This window comes from Ruegeria sp. BG9, assembly GCF_056538305.1.
The window spans coordinates 431,748-451,143 of sequence record NZ_JBQFSY010000001.1; the positions used below are offsets into that span (position 1 = coordinate 431,748).

The window sequence follows — 19,396 nt, forward strand, 5'->3', positions numbered from 1 at the left end:
GAGACGACCCATGCGCCTAGTCCTGCCCCTTGTCCTTGCCCTAGCGACGCCCGTATGGGCCGAGATGCCCACGCCCAAGGGGCACGTTCTGCTGACATTGGGCGGCGCCGTCTCTGAGACCAACCTGCCAGCGCGCGGCGAGAATGACGGCGGTCTGCTTGGGTATCTGGAGGTCACTCATAGTGGAGCCGCCGGTTTCGACACCGCGATGCTGGATGCGCTTGATCAGACCGAAATCACGATCCCCTACGGCCCCGAAGGCAACAAACGCGAGATCACGTTCTCTGGCCCTCTTCTGTCGGCGGTGATGACCATGGCCGGAGCCGAAGGGAAAACCGCCAAACCCATGGCGCTGGACGGCTATCAGGCCGAAATTCCCTGGAGCAGTATCGAGGCCCACAACCCGATCGTCGCGACCCATGCAGACGGCAGCCCAATGGGCATCGGCGGTTACGGTCCCACCATGATCGTCTTCCCTCCAAACGACGACGCTGATCTGGCGGCGGAACAGGCCGGTCAACAGGTTTGGGCGCTGGCCTATATAGGGATCGAATAGCTACTTGCCTGTCAGGCGCTTGTGATCCTGCAGCGCAAACCGATCGGTCATGCCCGCAATGTAATCTGAAACGATCCGCGCCAGCGCGGTTTCATCCTGCGCCGCTTCGATATCATCGTGCCAGCGGTTCGGCATCTGCTTGGGATCATTCAGATAGATCGGGAACAGGTCTTCAACCACACGAGCCACTTTTTCCCGAACCTCCATCACACTGGGGGCGCGATACATCCGCGCGAACAGGAAAGCGCGTATCTCCTTGAGTTGCGCCCAAAGCCCGTCAGAAAACTGAATGACCGGAGCGCCATAGTGCCTGATATCCTCAACCGACTGCGCCCCCGATCTGACAATAAGCTCTCGCGATGTATCAATCACGTCCGAGACCATAACACCAAAGACCCGCCGCAACGCCTCATGCCGGCGACGATACGGATCAAGCTCGGGATAGGCCCGATCAACCGCCGCATAACACTCTACAACAATCGGGAGTTGCTGGATTTCATCGTCAGAGAACAGGTCGGCCCGAAGCCCATCCAGAAGATCGTGGTTGTTGTAGGCAATATCGTCGGATAGGGCCGCCACCTGCGCCTCGGCACTGGCATGAGTATGCAGTTCCAAATCGAAACCGCCATTGCATTCAGCCAGAGCCCAAGGCAGCTCTCCGGTCACCGGTCCGTTATGCTTTGCAATCCCCTCAAGACATTCCCACGTCAGATTGCAACCGTCGAATTCGGCATAGTGGCGCTCCAGCTTGGTGACGATGCGGATGGCCTGCGCGTTGTGGTCAAAACCACCATAGGGCACCATCAACGCATGCAGCGCATCCTCACCCGTATGACCAAAAGGCGTGTGACCCAAGTCATGCGCAAGCGCGATGGCCTCCGTCAACTCTGGGTTCAGGTTCAAAGCCCCAGCAATTGTGCGCGCGACCTGAGCGACCTCGATCGAATGCGTCAGGCGGGTGCGGTAGCTATCGCCCTCATGTTCCACAAAAACCTGCGTCTTGTGTTTAAGTCGCCGGAACGCGCTGGCATGAATGATGCGATCCCGATCACGCTGAAAGCATGAACGGAAACTGCTTTCCTCCTCAGGCACCAACCGCCCCCGTGCGCGGCTTGGATCCGAGGCAAAACCCGCTCTATCCAAAAGTCTGGTCCTTGTCGCCTGTCGATAGGTTTCATATATTGTACGTTGGTTGGGAAATAAACCTTTGGAGTCCGGCATGAATCTGCCTCCGACAGTCACAGAACGAGCGTTTGAGCGCCTTGCTGAAATCGGTGCCGCCAATCAGGGGCAGGCCTTGCGTGTCGCCGTTGAAGGCGGCGGATGTTCCGGTTTTCAATACGAAATCGCGTTGGACGAACCAAAAGAGGACGACCTTGTGCTGGAAGGCAAAGGCCAAAAGGTGATTGTCGACTCGATCTCCCTGCCCTTTCTGGAAAATGCAGTCATTGATTTTACCCAGGAACTTATCGGCGCGCGGTTCGTGATCGAAAACCCCAACGCGACGTCCTCCTGCGGATGCGGCACGTCGTTTTCCATGTAAACCACGTGGGGGATTGCCCCCACACCCCCAAGGTATTTTCAGCCAGATGAAGCAGGGATCCACTCTCCGACCTGAACGCCGGAGAGATTCACCTGGCGCGGTCGTCGGCGCCTCCGCATGTACCGCATCTCATTGCAACAACAAAATTGGTTAAGGATCCGTTTCTTCATCTGGCCAAGAATACCTCGGAGCGCGAGGCAGAGCCTCGCAACCCCATCCACCACCTTGCCGATGGGATCATTCTGGGCGATAGGTTGCCAACAGCTTTGGAGGATCGCGCATGAAAATCGCCACGTTCAACATCAATGGCATAAAAGCGCGGGCCGAAGCCTTGCCGCGTTGGTTGGATGAAGCCCAGCCGGACGTGGTTCTATTGCAGGAAATCAAGTCCGTCGACGAGAACTTCCCCCGAGAAATCTTCGAAGAACGCGGGTACAATGTCGAAACACATGGTCAGAAGAGCTTCAACGGAGTCGCAATCCTCTCGAAGCTACCTTTGGAGGATGTGACGCGCGGTTTGCCCGGTGACGATGAAGATGAACAAGCGCGTTGGATCGAAGCAACTGTTGTCGGCAAGCAGGCGCTGCGGGTCTGTGGCCTTTATCTACCGAACGGAAACCCAACGCCCGGGCCAAAATACGACTACAAACTGGCGTGGATGGAGCGTCTGTACGATCGCGCCCGTGCCCTGTTGGCTAACGAAGAGCCTGCGTTAATGGCGGGCGACTACAACATCATTCCCCAAGCAGAAGATGCAAAACGCCCCGATGCATGGCGCGAGGACGCCTTGTTCCGCCCCGAAAGCCGGGCTGCGTTCCGCATGATCCTGAACCTTGGGTTCACCGAAGCGTTCCGTGCCCGCGTGCAAGGTGCGGGCCACTATTCCTTCTGGGACTATCAGGCCGGAGCATGGAACAAGGATGACGGCATTCGCATCGACCATTTTCTACTGACCCCTCAGGCCGCGGATCTGATGCAAGACTGTCAAATCGACAAAGAGGTGCGCGGGCACGAAAAACCCTCGGACCACGTGCCGGTTTGGGTCGATCTGGACATCTGAGATCAGACGGTCGGGTCGTAGTTGTAGATCCAGTCATATTTCCGCGTCAGGCGCGGACCTATTACTGCCAGAACCGCTTGCGCGGCCAGACGCATAGGACCCCGCAGATGGAAGTTGCGCGCGTTAGCAGATGCCGCAGCGACCACATGTTGCGCGCGACGCTGGCGCGCGGCTTCGTAGGCTGCGAGAGCCTGTCTCACACCCGATTGGCTGTCGAAAGAGCGTGCCAGAACCCAGGCATCCTCAAGAGCCAGACAGGCCCCTTGCGCCATGAAGGGCAACGTCGGATGTGCCGCATCGCCCAACAGGGCCAAGCGACCGTTCTGCCATCTCTCGGCCACCGGGCGCAGGAACAGCGCCCACAGATGCGTTTCTTCGACCTTTGTCAGAATATCCCTCACCGGCCCGCCAAAATCGGCAAACCGCGCGCGCAAGTCGTCGGGATCGCCCTTAACGCGCCAGCCTTCCTGCTGCCAGTCCGAGCGTTCTTCAATTGCGACGACGTTCATCAGGCGTTGGTCGCGTAGCGGATAGGTGACGACGTGCCGCCTCGGCCCCATTGTCAGTGAGGCTTGCGGTCTCTCAAGACGGTTCTCCCAAGGCACCGTGGCGCGCCAGGCGATCTGGTGGGTAAAGGCAGGAGCCTCCGGGCCATTCAGGATCGGACGAAGGGCGCTGCGTCCGCCATCTGCTGCAATGACACATTCGGCGCGAAGGTGCAGTCCATCATCCAGTACAATCTCGGCCTCGGACGGATGTTTGCGAACCGTCTGCACTCGCGCGCCAAGGCGTATGTCGACACCTGCATCCTCGGAAGCCTTTCGCAGCACCTCCAGTAAATCGGCGCGGTGATAGTAGAATGTCGGGCCCGCCGCCGGGGCTGGAATACGACTGATCACCCGGCCCTTGCGATAGTCGCGCAGAATAGTTCCGTAAGAAAGTTGCGCGACTTCAGGCTGATCCCCCGCAACCCCCAAGGCGCGCAGAACGGACATTCCGTTGGCGCTGATTTGAAGGCCTGCTCCGACCTCGATCAGCGCTGGGGCCTGCTCTAACACGGTCACCTGCGCCCCGCGCTGGCGCAGGGCCAACGCCGACGCAAGACCGCCAATGCCGCCGCCAACCACACAAAACTTCAGACCGTTGATCTTCATGGCCTTGCCTTAACGCAAAAACGCCGGAGCAACAGGCCCCGGCGTTTGAATTATTCACTTTTTCAGGACGATCAATCGTCGCGGTGGACCTTTTCGCGACGCTCATGCCGTTCCTGTGCCTCGAGCGTCATTGTCGCGATCGGGCGCGCATCCAGACGCTTAAGCGAGATCGGGTCGCCTGTTTTTTCGCAATACCCGTATTCGCCTTCGTCGATCCGGCGCAGGGCCGAGTCGATCTTCGCCACCAGTTTGCGCTGACGATCCCGAGTGCGCAGTTCAAGCGCGCGGTCGGTTTCCTCGCTGGCGCGGTCGGCGACGTCCGGAATGTTGCGGGTGTTGTCCTGCAGCCCTTCGATCGTGTCGCGGCTGCCTGCGAGTAGTTCTGTCTTCCAGTCCAGCAGCTTGCGGCGAAAATACTCAAGCTGCAGATCATTCATGAAAGGCTCATCTTCGGCCGGACGGTAGTCCTCCGGCAGAAAAACTTCCTGCTTCATATTTGCTCCCTCGGTATGGCCTGTAACGTCGGTCACGGTTGCTTCACCAGACATTTGGCTCTCCCTTCTGCGCAGCGTTTAGCCGACGGGCACTGGAATGTCACTACACAAACGTAGAACGGACGCCCCGTCGCAAGCCTTCATCTAAATATGAGACTTAAAACAACAAATCCTTGTTTTTCTGTGAAAATCGACAGGCAATTTCAGGGCATTGTTCAACCCTCGAGAAAGACACCTGCCTGCGAATCATGCAAAAGCGGTTGGACTCGCTGGTAAATTTGAATCACCGACGCAGCGACCCGGCTTGTCAAATTCCCCATCGCTCTGTAACCCGGACACCACAGTTTCGCCGGAAACAGCAAGAGGACCTGATGACCGCACGTTTTCAAGGCACAGCCGAATATGTCGCCACCGATGATCTGACCATCGCCGTGAACGCCGCCGTTACGCTGGAGCGCCCCTTGCTGGTCAAAGGGGAGCCCGGCACTGGCAAGACCGAATTGGCAAAACAAGTCGCCGGCGCGTTGGGTCTGCGCATGATCGAGTGGAATGTGAAATCCACCACGCGCGCGCAGCAGGGCCTTTACGAATACGACGCCGTCAGCCGGTTGCGGGACAGCCAGCTGGGCGAAGAGCGTGTGCATGACGTCTCGAACTACATCCGCAAGGGCAAGCTCTGGCAGGCGTTTGAGGCCGACGAAAAGGTCGTGCTGCTGATTGATGAAATCGACAAGGCCGATATCGAGTTTCCCAATGATCTGCTGCAGGAACTCGACAAGATGGAGTTCCATGTCTACGAGACAGGCGAGACGATCAAGGCCAAGAACCGCCCGATCGTGATCATCACTTCGAACAACGAAAAAGAGCTGCCCGACGCTTTCCTGCGCCGCTGCTTCTTTCACTATATCCGCTTCCCGGATGAGGCCACGATGCGCCGCATTGTCGAAGTCCATCATCCTGGTATCAAGGACGCGCTGCTGACCACCGCGCTCACGCAATTCTACGAAATTCGCGACACGCAAGGCTTGAAGAAGAAACCCTCAACCTCCGAGGTTCTGGACTGGCTGAAACTGCTACTGGCCGAGGATCTGAGCGCCGAAGACCTCAAACGCGACGGGGCCAATGCGCTGCCCAAACTGCACGGCGCGCTGCTGAAAAATGAACAGGACGTGCATTTGTTTGAGCGATTGGCCTTCATGGCACGCAGTCGACGTTGAACAGGATGTGAGCGCGGCTTGCTTCTTGGCGGTCCGGGTGTCAGCATCCCAGAAACCAAATAAGCAGGACGCATCGCTTGGCCAAAGACCTAAAAATCCGCCCACTGACCGCCGAGGACAAGGCCCAATGGGCCGAGATGTGGCGTGATTATCTTGCGTTCTACGAAACCACCCTGCCCGACAAGATCTACGAGACGACATTCGAACGTCTGCTGGGCGATGACCCGCAGGATTTCTCGGGCTTTGTTGCCGAACAGGACGGCAAGCTGGTCGGATTGACGCATTTCCTGTTTCACCGTCATGGCTGGAAGGTGGAGAATGTCTGCTATCTGCAGGACCTGTTCGCCCGCCCTGAGGCGCGTGGAACCGGAGTCGGGCGCGCCTTGATACAGGCAGTCTATGATGAGGCCGATCGTCAGGGTGCTCCATCAGTCTATTGGCTCACGCAGGAGTTCAATCACACCGCACGCCAGCTCTATGATCGGATTGGCACCCAAACGCCCTTCATAAAGTACAACCGCGCATGAAGCGGTTTGTCGCCTTCGTTGCAGTGTTGGCGGTGTCAGCCTGTACCACGGTCGAACGGATCGAACTGCCGGACAACGTCAAGGTTGTTGAGCAATCCCTGCCCCCCACCAAGTCGTTCTCGGCGTCGCGGCCAACGCCCCCTGCGCGGTCCAATACGAACATTGCCGCCGATTTCCTGGACCTGCATTTTGCGCTGGAAAGCGGTGTGGAACTACCGGTTTTCACTCGGTTCGAAACACCCATCACCGTGCGCCTGACCGGCGCACCCACGGCCAGTATGCAGCGCGACCTGAACAGCCTGTTGAACCGCATTCGGCGCGAGGGCAGGATCGACATCCGGCAAATTCCCGAAGGTCAGGCCAACATCACCATTGAGGCCGTCACCCAGCGCGACATCCAACGCATCCTTCCCAATGCTGCCTGCTTCGTGGTCCCCAATTCGTCGAGCCTAGAGGAATACCGCCGCGACCGCCGCAAGCCAAAAAGCAGCTGGACCGAGTTGCAACGGCGTGAGCGTCTGGGCATTTTCATCCCTGCAGATGTCAGCCCGCAGGAAATCCGCGATTGCTTGCATGAGGAACTGGCGCAGGCGCTGGGGCCGCTTAACGACCTGTATCATCTGCCCGATTCCGTGTTCAACGATGACAATATCCACACCGTTCTGACCGGGTTCGACATGCTGATCCTGCGGGCGGCCTATTCTCCTGAACTGCGCTCGGGTATGACCCGCGAACAGGTCGAGACCGTGATCCCCGGCCTGCTCAGCCGCCTCAACCCGCGCGGCGACCGGCTGCCGGTGCAGCCGTTGACCGAAACTCCGCGCGAATGGGTCGACGCGATCAATAAAGCCCTTGGTCCAGGTCCCGGATCCCCCCGACAGCTGCGCGCCGCAAAGCGCGCGGCCGAGATCGGACGGCGACAGGGCTGGACCGACCACCGCCGCGCCTATCCGCACTACCTGATGGGCCGCATGATCCAGTTTCGCGACCCAGCCGCCGCCTTGCAGAACTACCAGATCGCCCTGCAATTCCTGAACGCCACCCCCGGAACCGAGGTTCACCGCGCGCATGTCACGGCCCAAACCGCCTCTTTTGCACTGGCGCAGGACAGAGGACCCGAAATCCTGCCCGATCTGAACTCCGCAATTGACGTGATAACACGGGCCGAGAATGCATCACTTCTGGCGACGTTGCTGCTTTTGAAATCCGAGGCTCTGAAACAAGCCGGACAGGAGCAGCAGGCACGTGCGGTCAGGCTGGACAGTATCGGATGGGCGCGATACGGGTTTGGCTCGGATCTGGTGGCCCGGTCTCTGGCAGAGGGCGACGCTGGAACGTCGAGAAAGAATACAGGCGGATGACAGACGAATGCTCGTAGTAGTTGGAATGGCTGTTTTGGGTGCGATCCTGGGCGTAATGGCCGCGCGCAAGCGCAACGGCAACCGGGCCGACATGGCGCAATACGCGGCCGGTTACGGCATAGCCTTTGCGCTTTTGGGCCTGATCCTGTCTCTGATCCTTGTGCGGTTCTTGGTGTAGCCCATGTTCCTGCCCTTTTTCGAAAACCTCAGAAAAGCAGGCATTCCGGTCTCTCTTCGGGAATATCTGACCTTTCTGGAGGGGATGAAAAAGGGCCTGGCAACCTATGATGTCGAGGCGTTCTACTACCTCGCCCGTGTCTCGATGGTGAAGGATGAGCGCAATATCGACAAGTTCGACCGCGCTTTTGCTGCCAGTTTTGAGGGGCTGGGTGAGATCAGTTTCGATCAGGTGCTGGAGGCGGTAGACATCCCCGCGGACTGGCTGGCCAAGATGGCAGAAAAACACCTATCAGACGAGGAAAAGGCCGAGATCGAAGCCCTTGGCGGCTTTGACAAACTGATGGACACTTTGCGCGAACGCCTGAAAGAGCAGCAAGGCCGTCACCAGGGGGGGAACAAGTGGATCGGCACGGCAGGGACCTCTCCGTTCGGGGCCTATGGCTACAACCCCGAAGGCGTGCGGATCGGCCAGAAGGAAAGCCGTCACCAGCGCGCGGTGAAAGTCTGGGACAAGCGCGAATTCAAGAACTTAGACGACACTGTTGAACTGGGAACGCGCAACATCAAGGTCGCCTTGAAGCGTCTGCGCCGCTGGGCCCGCGAGGGCGCGGCAGAGGAGCTGGACCTGGACGGCACCATCCGCGCCACTGCCGAACATGGCTATCTCGACGTCAAAACCCGCCCCGAGCGGCATAACGCGGTCAAGGTCCTGCTGTTTCTGGATGTCGGTGGTTCCATGGACCCGCATATCAAGGTGGTTGAAGAGCTGTTCTCGGCCGCGCGCACCGAGTTCAAGCATCTGGAATACTACTACTTCCACAATTGCCTCTATGAAGGCGTCTGGCGCGACAATCGCCGCCGTTGGGACCAACAGATCCCAACCCACGAGGTGCTGCGCACCTATGGCGGCGACTACAAATGCATCTTCGTCGGAGACGCCTCGATGAGTCCCTACGAGATCGCCTACCCCGGCGGCGCCAACGAGCACTGGAACCAAGAAGCAGGCCAAGTCTGGCTACAGCGCGCGCGCGAGCAGTGGACGTCAAACCTGTGGATCAACCCGGTGCCCGAGAAATACTGGGGCTACACCCACTCCATCGGCATGATTCAAGAGATTTTCGAAAACCGCATGGTGCCAATGACGCTGGCCGGGTTGGAACAGGGCATGCGAGAGTTGACTCGCTAGACGTCGCTGCGCGTTGAAGTAGATCAACGCTGCCAAAAACAAGACAAAGTCTTAGATTTTGCCCTCGAAATAGCTTCAGAGGAAACAATCGAAGCAATATTCCCCGCATTTTTGAGATTCGTGGTATAAACCAAACGGATCGATGCTGGGGGGCTGAGATGACCAAATCTAAACTTCGCAACTACCTGACATCTTTTTTGACCATTTCTGCATTGGTGCTGGCGTCCGGTGCCGTTGCGACTTTTGCCTTTGCGCCGGATGCGGCTTACGCAAAAAACGACAAAGGCAACGGCAAAGGGAACGGAAGGGGTAACGGAGGTGGCAAGGGGAATTCCGGCAAGGGAGGAAAAGACGGAGGCAAGAGCGGCGAAAAGGGAAAATCTGGTAAAAGCAACGGTGCAAAAAGTGCCGGTAAGGATCATGGAAAAGCCAAATCCAAAACCCAGAGTTCTCGAAACCTATTCGGAAGTAGCAACAAGCAGAAAGCGAAGTCCAAAACCCAACGCTCTGGCAACCTAATTGGAAATGGCAAAAAGCAAAAAGCCAAATCCACAACTCAACGCTCTCGCAACATATTCGGAACTGGCAACAAGCAGAAAGCGAAGTCCCAAAAACCTTCCAACAACAAGTCACGAAGCGGCAAAGTTCAGAAAACAACACTGGCGAACGTTGGGCGCGAGTTCAAACGCGACGTGGAACAGCTGTTCGGCAAACGCTCACGCGTGCAACCCAAGGCCAGCGGAAAACGCGTAAATAAGGCCTACCGCAAAGCGTCCATTGCTCCGGTCGAATACTCCCCGCGACCGGTTGCCCGCTCGGACTATCGCACCAAGCGATACGACGAACAAAACCTGGACAAGCGTAGATATCGCGATCCGCTTGTGGCTGCGATTACCGACCCGTATGGCTCGGACAAGTTGCGCAATTTGAACGCATCAAAAGCGGCGGCTCCGGCGTTTCGCAACGCGTCTCCCAACAGCAATGTCGGCAAGATCGCGACCTATCAGGCCGCTGCGGAAGCCTACTACGACCTGCGCGGGGATCTCTATGACGCGCGGCGCGAGCTGCGGGAACTGAACGAAAGCTATGACGGCCGCAGCAGCGACGACATTGCGGACGACATTGCCGCGCTTGATCCTTCAGACCCCAACTACCAAGACGACCTGAACGCGCTTGAGGATGAACTGCGTGACGCCGAAACCTATGAAGAGGCACGTGACGACCTGCGCGCAGATGTAAGGGATTTGCGCCACGAAACGCGCGACGCCCTGCAAGACGCAGAAACCGCCTTCTTCGACGCGTCCAAAGGCAGGACAGTGACCAAAGGCACTTTGTCTCAGTTCCACGGCTACCTGGATCTTCCGCAGCCGCGGCATCGCTACAAGGATGGAGTAACAATCCAGCCCGTGCCCTACGATCCTGATCGCTACAGATACACCAAAGACGATGCGACGTACGAACAGTGGGATGATCGGCGAGATGTATATGACACCTATTCGCATCAAAAGAAGGATCGGTATCGCTACTACCGCGATCCGCTTGTGGCTGCGATTACCGACCCCTATGGCTCGGACAAGCTGCGCAACCTGAACGCATCGAAAGCGGCGGCTCCGGCGTTTCGCAACGCGTCTCCCAACAGCAATGTCGGCAAGATCGCGACCTATCAGGCCGCTGCGGAAACCTACTATGACCTGCGCGGAGATCTCTATGACGCGCGGCGCGAGCTACGGGACCTGAATGAAAGCTATGACGGCCGTAGCAGCGACGACATTGCGGACGATATTGCCGCGCTTGATCCCTCAGACCCCAACTACGAGGATAACCTGAACGCGCTTGAGGATGAACTGCGTGACGCGGAAACCTATGAAGAGGCGCGTGACGACTTGCGCGCAGATGTCAGGGATTTGAGAGTGGATGCATTGGTCGCTGAGAAAGAGGCAGAACATGCCTTTTTCGAGGCTTCAAAAGGTACCACGTTAACGAAACAGTCTCTCTCTGAATTCCATTCGAACTTGCAGCTTCCTCTGCCGGGTAGGTAGGTTCAGCATTCGGGGCATGTTTTGACCTAGGACTTAATTGCAATTGCGGCTTGCCTAGACTGGGTGAGCCGCCCATATCTATGTCATGCTTCGCTTAACTCCGATCCTTCTGGCGATTGCCTATGGCCTTGTGATGTACCGGATTTCCATCTGGCGCACCCATCGCGAGTTGGATCAGAAGTCGACCGAACTGGCTGACCCTGCCCTCAAACGGATGACGGACCGGCTGGCCGCCGCGTTAGAGATCGCGCGGGTGCCGGTCTATATCTACGAGATTGACCCGGTGAACGGCTTGGCGGCTCCGGACGGGCGGATATTCATCACACGCGGGTTTTATCGCAAGTTTCGCAACGGTGAGGTCTCGGCCGAGGAGATGGCGAGCGTGATTGCCCATGAGTTGGGTCATGTGGCCTTGGGGCATGCGAAGCGGAGGATGATTGATTTCTCAGGCCAGAACGCAATGCGGACCGCGTTGATCATGGTGTTGAACCGGTTCATTCCCTTCATCGGGGCCATGATTGCGAATGCGCTGACCTCCCTGTTGGCGTCGCGTTTGTCTCGGCAGGATGAGTATGAGGCCGACGAATATGCCGCCGCCTTGCTGACCAAGGCCGGGATTGGGATCGCGCCGCAGAAATCTCTGTTCCACAAGTTGGAAGACCTGACGCAGCAGCGTGCCGGAATTGTGCCTGCGTGGCTGATGAGCCATCCAAAGACGGATGAGCGGATTGCGGCGTTGGAGGCTTTGGAGCAGCGTTGGGCGCGTGGCTGAGGGTGTACAGCGAGAGGCCAGCCTCTCGCGCTCTCCGGGATATTTTTAGCCAGATGAAGGGGGATCCCGTTTAGGTGGTCAGGGCTTTGCCCAGGCGCGGCAGGCGGGCTTTTTTCATGAGCGCGCGTAGGGTCCATTGATCGCCCGATAGGCGGTTGGCTTCGGACAGGACCGCCTTGGCCGCGTTCGTCATGCCCGTAGGGTCGGTTTGCCAGAAGCTGTGGAGCAGATTGTCTGGGTCACGGCGCTCAAGGCCCTCTTCGGACAGGATGTTTCTGGGGAAGTCCTTGGCGTTGACGGTGACGATGACATCCGCCGAGGCCTCGATGGCCGTGGCCAGAACGTGGATATCGGCCTTGTCGGGCAGCCAGAGACGTTGTTCGATACCCATTGCTACCTTGCGTTCGGCTTTGGGCCAGTGCGCTTGGGCTAGTGCGATCTCGGCGCGGGCCTGTGCTTCGCCTTCGGGGCCGAGTTTACGGGCGGCGCGGGCCCATTCTTCGAGGATGCGCGCGGACCAGATGGGGGTGAAATGGCCCAGTTTTGCCGCGCCCAGCAGCATCTCACGCATCACCGTGGGGTAGATGACGCAGGTATCCAGAACCGCCTTCACAGCCGGTAGAATACGGCTTTGAGGTAACCGCTTTCAGCCAATTGCGGCAATTGTGGATGATCGGGTCCGGCAAAGCCTGTGTGGATCAATTGCGCCTGCCGTCCGGCCCGTCCGATCCCGCGAGATGAGGCATCGCGGAAGCGGCCCAGATCTGCGGCATGAGAGCAGGAGCAGAGGCCCAAATAGCCGCCTTGTTTCACAAGTGGGGCGGCGAGGCGAGCGATGCGTTCATAGGCGCGCAGGCCGGCGTCGAGGGCTTGTTTCGAAGGCGCAAAGGCGGGCGGGTCGCAGATGACGACGTCGAACTGTGCGCCCTCTTCACCCAGTTGTGTCAGCACATCGAAAGCGTCGCCTTGGCGGGTCTGGAACCGGTCAGCACATCCGCTTGCTTCGGCCCCTTTTGTGGCAAGATCCAACGCGGCGGCAGAGCCATCGACAGATAGCGCCTGTTCCGCCCCTCCAGCCAGCATGGCAAGGCCGAAGCCGCCCACATGGCTGAACACATCCAGCACCTGAGCTTTGGGATGCATCAAACGCGCCGCAAAAGCGTGGTTAGGGCGCTGGTCGTAGAACAGACCGGTTTTCTGGCCGCCTGTCAGGTCGGCCATGTAGGTCGCGCCGTTCATGGGAACGCGCAGAGGCGCGTCAGGAGCCGTTCCGCGCAGGGTTTGGTTGACGTCGTCCAACCCCTCCAACCCGCGGGTCCGGCCCGAGGCGTTTTTCAGAACGGTTTTCACGCCGGTCACCTTGACCAGCGCGTCGGTTAGCACCTCCAGATGCGCCTCGGCCCAGGCGGCGTTGGGCTGGATTGCGCAGGCATCGCCAAAACGGTCAATGATCACACCGGGAAAACCATCGGCCTCGGCGTGGATCAGACGGTAGTATGGCGCGTCAAACAGGCATTCGCGCATTTCAAGCGCGCGGCGCAGGCCGGTCTCGAACCAGTCCGCGTTCAGATCGGCCTCAATATCGCGATCTAGAACGCGACACATGATTTTCGACTCCGGGTTGACCGCGACCAGAGCGATCGGCGCGCGTTTGTCATCCTCAAGAACGGCCAGCGCCCCGGCGGGGATTTTGCGCGTGCGCCGGTCGGTGACGATGTCATTGGCATAGACCCATGGGAACCCATGGCGCAGCCCGCGCGCATTGGCTTTGGGTTTCAGGCGGATACGGGGGCGGTCAGCGGCTTGGGTCATGACCGCCTCATAGTCGCGAACAGCCCGAAGGAAAACCCCCTAGCGGGGGCGAGAGCGCCAGCCGCCGCGCCGCTTGGGCGCTTGTGCGGCCTGCAGCCCTTCGGTCATCACCTGCGTCATAGGGTGATCGGCCTCCTGAGCGGAATAGGAAGCGTGCAGATCGGCCAGAGCCTGTTTCTGGTCCACGCCATCGGGCAGGCTGAGCGCCCAGTCCAGAAAGATGCTGCGGCATTCGGGCATGGTGATGCCTTCGATGTTATACGCCTCGCGGATCAGGCCCTTGGGGTCGTTTGGATCAGTGCTGCGCGCCATCTTCATCCTCTTTGATTACGCTGCCGATGATTTCGGCGGCGGTGGAATAGCTGTCCTGCAATGCGGATTGCAGCGCTTCGACCTGTTCGAACCCGGTGGCACGGCACAGGAAGGCCGCTCCGCCCTCGCCGATTTTGTCCGCCTCAATCACCTTGCCCGAAAGCAGCCGCGCCGCGCATTGTACCGACCAGCATAGATCGTAGCTGTCCTTCAATGTTTGTGCCTGCGCGACATCCAACAAACCGGCAGCGACCGCCCCGTCGAGGCCAGACATCACATCCCGGTTTGCGAGGCCTGCCATCAGCGCTCCGGTCTCGGCCATCAACTCGATATCCATCATCCGGCCCGGGCCGTTCTTGGCATCCCAAACGCCCGCCGGGGCCTTGGCCGCCGCCAGACGTGTCCGCATTTCGGCCACTTCGCGCAGAACTTTGTCTGCTTCCCAAGGGCGCGACAACAGCTCGGTGCGGAAGGTTTCGATGTCCTGAGCCAAGCCCGCGTCTCCGGCGACGACATGCGCGCGGGTCAGGGCGAGATGTTCCCACACCCAGGCCTCTTCCTGCTGGTAGTGCGTGAAGCTGGCCCAACTGGTGGCCACCGGCCCCTGATTGCCCGAGGGGCGCAAGCGCATGTCGACTTCATAGAGCCGCCCCTGAGACATCGGAGCCGACAGCGCTGTGATCAGCGCCTGCGTGAACCGTGCGTAATAAGTGCGCGTGGCGAGCGGACGTGGACCGTCAGACATGTCTTGATCGAGCGGATCGTAGATCACGATCATATCCAGATCAGATTGCGAGTTGATCCGCCATGCCCCCAGCGACCCCATGCCCAGAATGGCCGCTCCGCGCCCCGGTGCCGGGCCGTGTTTGCGTGCGAAGACGTCTGTCACATAGGGTAGGATCGCGGCGATCACGGCTTGCGCCAGCTCGGCATATTGCCGGCCGGCCCGCGCCCCGTCGATCAGGCCGCGCAGGTGGTGAACGCCAATGCGGAAATGCCATTCCTTGCACCAGCGCCGCGCCAGATCGAGTTGCGTTTCGTAGTCGGTTTCCTGCGCCAGTGCTTCCACCAACTCGGCCTGCAAAACCTCCAAACCGGGCCAATCGCTGAAGAAACTGCCTCCGATCACCGCGTCAAACACCGAGGCGTTGCGCGACAGATGAGACGCCAGCGCATGCGAGGTGCCGACGATGTCGATCAACAGGTCGATCAGATGTGGGTTAGCCTCAAAGAGCGAGAACAGCTGAACACCCGCTGGCAGGCCCGCCAGAAACCCATCCAGCGCCAACAGGGCCTCATCGGGTTGCGCGGATTTGGCAAGGCGCGAGAGGAGCTCGGGCTTCAACCGGTCGAAGATACGTCGCCCGCGCTGAGACCTCAGGGCCGGATATGTGGCCCAGCGGGCGAGGATATTTTGGTCGAACGTCACCTCAGGCGCGGGCGTCGGCGTAGGCCCTGCGCCCGGTGCAAAGAAGCCTTCGGTCAGCTCATGCACTTCGGTCAGGCGGCGCATCAGGTCCTTGGTCAGATCGCTACTACTGAGACCCATCAGACAGGCGACCCGTTCGATCCCGTCTTCAGATTGAGGGACCTTGTGGGTCTGAGCGTCATGGATCATCTGAATGCGATGTTCGACCTCGCGATGCGCGCGATAGTGATCGGTCAGCTTTTCCGCAACCTCTTCCGGCACCCAGCCCTTCTGCGCCAGAGCCGCCAGCCCAGGCACCGTGCCGCGCACGCGCAGATCGGGGTCGCGCCCCCCTGCAATCAACTGCCGGGTCTGGGTGAAAAACTCGATCTCTCGGATGCCGCCCTGCCCCAGTTTCATGTCATGACCGGGGATGGAGAGGCTGCCGCCCGTTCCTTTGTTCTCGCGGATACGCAGGCGCATGTCATGGGCGTCCTGAATGGCGGCAAAGTCCAGATGCCTGCGCCAGACAAAGGGTTTCAGGGTGTCCAGAAACCGCTCTCCGGCCGCAAGATCCCCCGCGCAGGCGCGCGCTTTGATATAGGCGGCCCGCTCCCATGTGCGGCCGAGGCTTTCATAGTAGCGCTCTGCCGCCTCCGTCGCCATGCAGACCGGGGTCACTGCGGGGTCCGGTCGCAGGCGCAGATCGGTACGGAATACATACCCGTCGGCGGTTTTGTCGCTGAGCGTGGCGCAGAAATTGCGCGTGGCTCGCACCATTCCGTGACGGGCTTCGTAGAAATCATCCGGGTCAAAGCGCGTTTCATCAAACAGAACGATCAGGTCGATGTCCGAGCTGTAGTTCAGCTCATGCGCGCCCATCTTGCCCATCGCGAGAATGACCATCCCGGCAGCGGTTTCGACATCATCCTCGGTCTTTCCAGGCAGCTTCTTGCGGCGGATCAAGGCAGCAATCTCGGCCTTTGCAGCCACATCCGCCGCCAGTGCGCCAAAATCAGTCAGCGCTGCCGTTACCTTTTCCAATGGCCAAGCACCCGCGATATCCGCCAAAGCGGTCAGAACAGCCATCCGCCGCTTGGCCAGCCTTAACCCCGGCTTGAGCTGATCAGGCGCGAGGGTACGCGCGGCCTCCATCACCTCTGCCAAGGCGTTGTCTGGCTGGTGCATGGCCTGCGGCAGCCACACTTTCTCTTGCTCGATCAGCCCCTTCAGATACGGGCTGGACCCGGCGGTTCCGGCGATCAGATCGCCTTGCTCAGTCGTCAGGTCGGCAAGCAAAGCGCGGGTTTCGTCGCCCAAGGATTGGTCGAACGCGCGCGGCAGACGGTTGATGGTCAAACTCTCAGTCATACCCGGACCGTGCGCACCGCTGGGCGGCAAGGTCAATGCGGCAAACGCATTATTCCTGTTCGACCGGAGTGTCCTGACTGAAACTGTTGATCCAAGCGCCTGCCCGACGCTCCCAAAGGGAAGATATGAGCATCGCCTCCCACTCCTCCGCGCCTGGTCGCACATAGTCAGCCCGATAGGACAGCAATACGATATCCGGGGTCAAAATCCGCAAGCGCTCTTCGCTCAACTTGAACTCCGCCATTGTCGGAGCTTCAGCGAACTGCCCGACATGGTCGTCCCGATTGGCAAAGCCCGAGGGGTAGACACCCAGGAAATCAGCGCTCAGAAGCGCCCTGTCAGCGTGGGCATCGCCTGTCACCAAAGCAGACCATACCTGTTTTTCCAGCTCCAAGATCTCTGCAAGCGTTGGCCCATTTGTGTTCTCATTCATCATGTCCGCACCCTGCTGCCCGAGACCTGTGTCGTCAACCAATCCGAAAATGTAAATCTTTTTCACATCGACCCCTTGCAACCCCGCAAGCGCTCCCCATCTAGATCATGTGAAAGGAATTTACATCAACCCCAGGAGAGACCACATGACCGCATTGTCCGAACCCGCCGCACCCGCAAATCCGGGGTGGCTCTATCGTGCCGAGGCTTGGATGGACGACAAAGGCAAAGGCGCCTGGATCGCCGCCATGGTTCTTGGGTTCATCTTCTTCTGGCCCTTGGGCCTCGCCCTTCTGGCCTATATGATCTGGAGCAAACGCATGTTCAGCAAGTCCTGCAGCCGCCGCAAATCCTGGCACACTCACATGAGTGCAATGAAGCCATCAGGCAACAGCGCCTTCGACGCCTACAAGGCCGACACCTTGGCCCGTCTGGAGCGTGAACAGCAGGATTTCGAAGACTTCTTGCGCCGCCTACGCGAAGCCAAGGACAAAGCCGAGTTCGACCAGTTCATGGATGAACGCGCCCGTGAAAACCACGAAGACGACGCCAAAGGCGAACCGGCCTGAATTGACTTGCCCTGTCCCGACCATTCGGGACAGGGTAACACGACCTACCCTTTCGGAAACCAGACCATGAACCACCTGCCCGATCCCGATACTCAACCCGAGTTCTACCAATCCGTCGCAACCAAGCGCTTTGTCGCATGGTTGTTCGACATCGCCTTTATCTCACTTCTGTGCATAGTCCCCGTCTTCCTGACCATCGGTGTAGGTCTGTTCTTCCTGCCGCTGATCTACGCCGTGATCAGTTTTGTATATCGGGTCATCACGATCTCGAACGGGTCTGCCACGCTTGGCATGCGGTTCATGGGGATCGAGCTGCGCGACGCGTTCGGTGAACGTATGGATATGGGCAAAGCAGTGGCCCACACGGCCGGATACTTCCTCAGCATGGCGTTTTTCGTGGTTCAGGTCGTGTCTGTCATCATGATGCTGACCAGCGCACGCTGCCAGGGTCTGACGGATGCCTTCCTTGGCACAGTCATGATCAACCAGCGGGCCTGAACGCAACACACTTGAATCACTTGGCGGCTTGAAAATCCGTTGCTATCATCCGGTCCGAGGCTACATGGGACCTTCATGCGACACACGCTGCCAATTGCGCCACAATTCTATGTGACGGCCCCCCAGCCCTGCCCTTACCTTGAGGGCAGGATGGAGCGCAAACTCTTTACCGCTCTGCAAGGCGCAGGCGCGGATCAGTTGAACAATTCACTGTCCCAACAAGGGTTTCGCCGGTCGCAGAACGTCCTCTATCGCCCATCCTGCACTGATTGCGCTGCGTGCCTCTCCGCCCGGATCGACGTCTCGGCCTTCCGCCCGACCAAAAGCCAGAAGCGCGCCGCCAAACGCAATGGATACCTAGAGCGCCGCGCAACCTCGCCCTGGGCCACCGATGATCAGTACGAGCTGTTCCGTCGCTACCTCGATACCCGCCACGCCGATGGCGGCATGGCCGATATGGACGTTTTCGAATTCGCCGCGATGATCGAGGAAACTCCGATCCGCAGCCGTGTCGTGGAGTATGCCGACCCTGAAACCGGAAACCTGATCGCCGTCAGCCTGACCGATGTTCTGGATGACGGCCTCAGCATGGTTTATTCCTTCTACGATCCATACCAGCCGCAGAATTCCTTGGGCACCTACATGATCCTTGACCATATCGAGATCGCGCGTGAGGCCGGCCTGCCCTATATCTACCTGGGCTATTGGGTCCCCGGCAGTCCGAAAATGGGCTACAAAGCCAAGTTTTCAGGGCTGGAGGCCTATGTTCAGGGGCGCTGGGAGAAAATCTCCAACCCCGAGGCTTTCGCAGATGCCTCGCACCACCCTCTCGCCTCGGCCCCGATAGCTGAGCAAGTGGCAAACATCCAACTGCCTGACCGCCACCCCACCAAAGGCTGATCCTT

Annotated in this window: 22 protein-coding genes; 13 read left to right on the forward strand and 9 right to left on the reverse strand. The window is 59.1% G+C overall.

Annotated elements, in window-relative coordinates:
- Nucleotides 1–10 precede the first annotated feature (10 nt).
- Nucleotides 11–556, forward strand: coding sequence for a molybdopterin-binding protein (locus ACR0I8_RS02190; protein ID WP_170373951.1), 546 nt, complete (start codon nt 11–13; stop codon nt 554–556).
- On the opposite strand, the gene ACR0I8_RS02195 is transcribed toward ACR0I8_RS02190, so the two are convergent.
- Entirely contained in the window at nt 557–1,699 is a 1,143-nt protein-coding gene (locus tag ACR0I8_RS02195) for a deoxyguanosinetriphosphate triphosphohydrolase (RefSeq protein WP_170688810.1), read from the reverse strand.
- A 76-nt stretch (nt 1,700–1,775) separates the two neighbouring features.
- Here ACR0I8_RS02195 and ACR0I8_RS02200 point away from each other — a divergent pair, with 76 nt between their 5' ends.
- The gene (locus ACR0I8_RS02200) at nt 1,776–2,099 is read left to right on the forward strand and encodes a HesB/IscA family protein (RefSeq protein WP_170373953.1); all 324 of its coding nucleotides are present in this window, start codon (nt 1,776–1,778) and stop codon (nt 2,097–2,099) included.
- 280 nt (nt 2,100–2,379) lie between these two features.
- Nucleotides 2,380–3,159, forward strand: coding sequence for an exodeoxyribonuclease III (gene xth / locus ACR0I8_RS02205; protein WP_170688811.1), 780 nt, complete (start codon nt 2,380–2,382; stop codon nt 3,157–3,159).
- A 2-nt stretch (nt 3,160–3,161) separates the two neighbouring features.
- Here xth and ACR0I8_RS02210 read toward each other — a convergent pair whose 3' ends face one another.
- Nucleotides 3,162–4,313 carry an FAD-dependent monooxygenase gene (locus ACR0I8_RS02210; protein WP_170688812.1) on the reverse strand — a complete coding sequence of 384 codons (1,152 nt, stop codon included), beginning with the start codon at nt 4,311–4,313 and terminating at the stop codon, nt 3,162–3,164.
- 71 nt (nt 4,314–4,384) lie between these two features.
- Nucleotides 4,385–4,807 (reverse strand): RNA polymerase-binding protein DksA, encoded by a 423-nt coding sequence (gene dksA / locus ACR0I8_RS02215; protein ID WP_170374347.1) that lies wholly within the window; start codon nt 4,805–4,807, stop codon nt 4,385–4,387.
- 371 nt (nt 4,808–5,178) lie between these two features.
- On the opposite strand from dksA, the gene ACR0I8_RS02220 reads away from it, so the two are divergent.
- From ACR0I8_RS02220 to ACR0I8_RS02240, 5 genes are read left to right on the forward strand one after another with little or no spacing between them, the layout of a single operon-like run.
- Nucleotides 5,179–6,024, forward strand: a complete 846-nt coding sequence (locus ACR0I8_RS02220) for an AAA family ATPase (RefSeq protein ID WP_170466382.1) — start codon at nt 5,179–5,181, stop codon at nt 6,022–6,024.
- Nucleotides 6,025–6,083: 59 nt separating this feature from the next.
- Nucleotides 6,084–6,551, forward strand: coding sequence for a GNAT family N-acetyltransferase (locus ACR0I8_RS02225; protein ID WP_170688986.1), 468 nt, complete (start codon nt 6,084–6,086; stop codon nt 6,549–6,551).
- Nucleotides 6,548–7,912: a DUF2927 domain-containing protein gene (locus ACR0I8_RS02230; protein ID WP_170688813.1), complete on the forward strand. Its 1,365-nt coding sequence runs from the start codon at nt 6,548–6,550 to the stop codon at nt 7,910–7,912. Before ACR0I8_RS02225 ends, ACR0I8_RS02230 begins: the two co-directional genes overlap by 4 nt.
- 7 nt (nt 7,913–7,919) lie before the next feature.
- Nucleotides 7,920–8,090: a hypothetical protein gene (locus ACR0I8_RS02235; RefSeq protein WP_170373958.1), complete on the forward strand. Its 171-nt coding sequence runs from the start codon at nt 7,920–7,922 to the stop codon at nt 8,088–8,090.
- 3 nt (nt 8,091–8,093) lie between these two features.
- Nucleotides 8,094–9,278 (forward strand): vWA domain-containing protein, encoded by a 1,185-nt coding sequence (locus ACR0I8_RS02240; RefSeq protein ID WP_170688814.1) that lies wholly within the window; start codon nt 8,094–8,096, stop codon nt 9,276–9,278.
- Nucleotides 9,279–9,301: 23 nt separating this feature from the next.
- Here the strand turns inward: ACR0I8_RS02240 and ACR0I8_RS02245 are convergent, their stop codons facing one another.
- Nucleotides 9,302–9,700, reverse strand: a complete 399-nt coding sequence (locus ACR0I8_RS02245; protein WP_170688815.1) for a hypothetical protein — start codon at nt 9,698–9,700, stop codon at nt 9,302–9,304.
- A 270-nt stretch (nt 9,701–9,970) separates the two neighbouring features.
- Here ACR0I8_RS02245 and ACR0I8_RS02250 point away from each other — a divergent pair, with 270 nt between their 5' ends.
- Nucleotides 9,971–11,317, forward strand: a complete 1,347-nt coding sequence (locus ACR0I8_RS02250; protein ID WP_480702686.1) for a hypothetical protein — start codon at nt 9,971–9,973, stop codon at nt 11,315–11,317.
- Nucleotides 11,318–11,402: 85 nt separating this feature from the next.
- Nucleotides 11,403–12,089: a M48 family metallopeptidase gene (locus ACR0I8_RS02255; RefSeq protein WP_170688817.1), complete on the forward strand. Its 687-nt coding sequence runs from the start codon at nt 11,403–11,405 to the stop codon at nt 12,087–12,089.
- Between the two features lie 70 nt (nt 12,090–12,159).
- Here ACR0I8_RS02255 and ACR0I8_RS02260 read toward each other — a convergent pair whose 3' ends face one another.
- From ACR0I8_RS02260 to ACR0I8_RS02280, 5 genes are read right to left on the reverse strand one after another with little or no spacing between them, the layout of a single operon-like run.
- On the reverse strand, nt 12,160–12,702 hold the full coding sequence (locus tag ACR0I8_RS02260; protein WP_170373963.1) for an RSP_2648 family PIN domain-containing protein: 543 nt from the start codon (nt 12,700–12,702) through the stop codon (nt 12,160–12,162).
- Entirely contained in the window at nt 12,699–13,901 is a 1,203-nt protein-coding gene (locus tag ACR0I8_RS02265; protein ID WP_170688818.1) for an RSP_2647 family RNA methyltransferase, read from the reverse strand. Before ACR0I8_RS02265 ends, ACR0I8_RS02260 begins: the two co-directional genes overlap by 4 nt.
- 39 nt (nt 13,902–13,940) lie before the next feature.
- A complete protein-coding gene (locus tag ACR0I8_RS02270; protein ID WP_170688819.1) occupies nt 13,941–14,213 on the reverse strand; it encodes a hypothetical protein in 273 nt (90 codons plus the stop codon).
- Nucleotides 14,197–16,992, reverse strand: a complete 2,796-nt coding sequence (locus ACR0I8_RS02275; RefSeq protein WP_170688820.1) for a [protein-PII] uridylyltransferase family protein — start codon at nt 16,990–16,992, stop codon at nt 14,197–14,199. The genes ACR0I8_RS02270 and ACR0I8_RS02275 overlap by 17 nt, the downstream gene beginning before the upstream one ends.
- Nucleotides 16,993–17,041: 49 nt before the next feature.
- Nucleotides 17,042–17,491, reverse strand: a complete 450-nt coding sequence (locus tag ACR0I8_RS02280; protein WP_480702688.1) for a DUF4440 domain-containing protein — start codon at nt 17,489–17,491, stop codon at nt 17,042–17,044.
- Between the two features lie 79 nt (nt 17,492–17,570).
- Here ACR0I8_RS02280 and ACR0I8_RS02285 point away from each other — a divergent pair, with 79 nt between their 5' ends.
- From ACR0I8_RS02285 to ACR0I8_RS02295, 3 genes are all read left to right on the forward strand, one after another.
- Complete coding sequence (locus tag ACR0I8_RS02285; RefSeq protein WP_170688821.1) at nt 17,571–17,993, forward strand: DUF2852 domain-containing protein; 423 nt, start codon at nt 17,571–17,573, stop codon at nt 17,991–17,993.
- 66 nt (nt 17,994–18,059) lie between these two features.
- Complete coding sequence (locus tag ACR0I8_RS02290; RefSeq protein ID WP_170688822.1) at nt 18,060–18,491, forward strand: RDD family protein; 432 nt, start codon at nt 18,060–18,062, stop codon at nt 18,489–18,491.
- Between the two features lie 75 nt (nt 18,492–18,566).
- Entirely contained in the window at nt 18,567–19,391 is an 825-nt protein-coding gene (locus ACR0I8_RS02295) for an arginyltransferase (RefSeq protein WP_170688823.1), read from the forward strand.
- The last annotated feature ends 5 nt before the right edge of the window (nt 19,392–19,396 follow it).